We start from the raw sequence: 1,757 nt of genomic DNA on the forward strand, positions 1-1,757 counted from the left end.
CCCCTGGCGAGGAGGCTCGGCCTCCTGGACGACGAACGCTGGAAGGTCCTCCAGGCTCGATGGGCCGCCCTCGATGGAGAGGTCGAGAGGTTGAGAAACACGAGGATCCGCGATGCGGAGCAGATCGAAAAAGTCCTGGCGGGCCACGACTTCGGCTCGGCCCAGCCCGGCGTCACCGCCGCGGAACTGCTGAAGAGGCCCGGCGTGACCTGGGAGATGGTGGCCCGGGCGGCCCCTCCGGCGGGTCCCCTCGACAGGGAGGTCGCGGAAAGGGCCCAGGTCGAGATCAAGTACGAAGGTTACATTGCCCGGCAGCTCTCCCGGGTGGAGAGGATGAAGCGGATGGACCAGGTGCGCATTCCGGAAGAGTTGGACTACCTCTCGGTGACGGGACTCCTCGACGAGAGCAGGCAGAAACTGGAGGCCCTCCGCCCCAGGAACCTTGGGCAGGCGGGAAGGATACCGGGAGTCACTCCAGCGGATATAATGTTGCTGGAGGTTTTCATAGAACGCCTCCGAAGGGGGAGGGTCAATGGCCGCCAGGACGAGGAGAAGAAGTAGCCGGCAGGGTCTTTCGAAGGTCGGGTCGCTCCTCATGGCCTCACTCTCCAGGGAGCAGGCTTCGATGCTCCTCTTCGCCGACCTCTGCTCGCGGTGGTGCGAGGTGGTGGGGCCGAAACTCGCCCGGAGAAGCTCCCCGGGGGACCTTCTCGACGGCACCCTTTTCGTCATAGCCTCGGACCCCCTCCTGTGCCAGGAGATAACCATGAGGGGGGGGGATATCGCTTCCAGGGTGAAAGAAAAATGGGATCTTGAGGTCACCGGGGTCAGCGCAAGGGTGGGGAGGCCTCGCAGGAGAATTACTTCCGAGAAAAGGGCACGGACCTGTGAACCACTGAGGCTCGGCACCGATGAGGTGGCCGCATGCCTGGAGGAGCTCCGCCCCGCGATAGGCAGGGACGACGTAGCCTCCGACCTGGCGAGGCTCATGGCGCTTTACAAAAAGAAGTTCGGTTCCGAAGGCCGGCCGGCCCGCCGGAAAACATGAAAGGAAGGCTGATCGCCATGGAAGAGAGCGGAAAGAGATCCGTCAGCGGAGGGCTCATCCTTCTCGGCATCGCCCTCGCAGTGGGCATGGTTCTTTCATCGTGGATCGTATCGGACACCGTGAAGAGCGTCAAACTCGCCAACCAGACGATCATGGTCAAGGGCACCGCCCAGAAGGAAATCCGGTCCGACATAGCCGTGTGGACCGGGCGCTTCACGGCCAGGGATACGGACTTGATCCAGGCCTATTCCAGGCTCGAATCGGACCTGGGGAAGGTGCTGGATTTCCTGTCCCGGAGCGGCATCCCCAGGGGGGAGATCGACGTCTCGGCCGTCACCACCATGATCCAGTACCGCAAGACCTCCCAGGGTTACGACACCAACAAGATCGAGCAGTACGTCCTGGAGCAAACCGTCACGGTGAGGTCAAAGGAGACGGACTTGGTGGGGACCCTCTCGAGGGAGTCCACCACCCTGATAAGCGACGGGGTGGAATTCTTTTCCTTCTCCCCGGAATACTACTACTCGGGCATCGAGGACATGAAGATCCAGTTATTGGGGGAGGCCACGCAGAACGCCCGGCAGAGGGCGGAGCAACTGGCCGTCAACAGCGGCGGGAAGGTGGGGCCGCTCAGGGCGGCAAGCCAGGGGGTCTTCCAGATCACGCCCCTTTACTCCACCGACGTGGAGGATTGGGGGAGGTACGACAC

General features: G+C 62.8%; 3 protein-coding genes. All 3 read left to right on the plus strand.

All coding sequences use genetic code 11. The features are described from left to right. Positions 1-561 (plus strand): tRNA uridine-5-carboxymethylaminomethyl(34) synthesis enzyme MnmG (locus GX108_01175; GenBank protein ID NLO55658.1); only part of this gene is annotated, 561 nt, incomplete at its 5' end. Beyond that, entirely contained in the window at positions 533-1,048 is a 516-nt protein-coding gene (locus tag GX108_01180; protein ID NLO55659.1) for a DUF721 domain-containing protein, read from the plus strand. The genes GX108_01175 and GX108_01180, both read left to right, overlap by 29 nt. Beyond that, a partial coding sequence (locus tag GX108_01185) for an SIMPL domain-containing protein (protein NLO55660.1) occupies positions 1,045-1,757 on the plus strand: 713 nt, incomplete at its 3' end. The genes GX108_01180 and GX108_01185, both read left to right, overlap by 4 nt.

The organism is Thermovirga sp. (genome assembly GCA_012523215.1).
Taxonomy (GTDB): Bacteria; Synergistota; Synergistia; order Synergistales; family Thermovirgaceae; genus 58-81.

What these genes read in the sequence shown, in the direction of transcription:
- GX108_01180 (NLO55659.1), top strand. Translation starts at nt 533, where the DNA reads ATGGCCGCCAGGACGAGGAGAAGAAGTAGCCGGCAGGGTCTTTCGAAG.